Here is an 843-nt window from a genome sequence, read left to right on the forward strand (position 1 = left end):
ATGCTCTTGGAAAATTAGAGGACTAATATGTTAGGAAAGATTACTTTTTTGGAATATACAGGGGAACAGAATCCAGAAGCAACTTTCCTCGACTTATTGACGGATAATCCATTAAACCCTTCTTGGGGTTTAATGGAGATACCGTCTTTGTCGTTTACATTACCGTCTAAGTATCGCCACATGGTTCAACCTCGAAGAAAGGTTCGTGTAGAGTTTCAAAATTGGGTGTTTGACGGATTCGTTATGGGTTGTGAGTTAGACAACCACGGTAATAAAATCACAATTGATTTAACTCATGTCATTAGTGAGTTGGATTGGTATAAATTACCTACCAACTTATCAATCAAATCTGAATATATCCCTGACGTACTTTCTCGTCCTGAGTTCCAACTTCAACAATATCTCTTAACTTTCGATGAAGTGGCTGCTTCTATTGATATTGACTACGTTTTCTCTAACGAATCTATTCTTGATGCCTATAACACTATCTGCAATAATACTGATAGTGTATATTGGAGAATCAATCGTTCAAATCCTTATTTGCTTGAATTTGGACGATTCGGAGAAGATAGTGGTATTGAGATTACCAAAGATAAATATTTAATCTCAGACGTTGATGTGAGACAGGATTTTGGTACAGATGTAGTTAACTATGCAGTAGTGCTATCCGATAAAACAGATAGCGGTGTGAGTTCAGTAACGCTCCAAGATATTTATGAAGACAGTACGTTGCAAGACCCTCTGTTCCCAGTGGTTATCACTTCTTCAAACGGTGTGACTAATAATGAACGTTCATACGCTAACTACACAAGAGCACGTATCCCTCAGTTTGCACCCAATCGT

At 37.7% G+C, this 843-nt stretch carries 1 protein-coding gene; it reads left to right on the plus strand.

The features are described from left to right. Positions 1-27 precede the first annotated feature (27 nt). Positions 28-843 (plus strand): hypothetical protein (locus tag N1032_RS24490; protein ID WP_259543118.1); only part of this gene is annotated, 816 nt, incomplete at its 3' end.

It is taken from the genome of Herbiconiux daphne (genome assembly GCF_024979295.1).
Classification (GTDB): domain Bacteria; phylum Actinomycetota; class Actinomycetes; order Actinomycetales; family Microbacteriaceae; genus Herbiconiux; species Herbiconiux daphnes.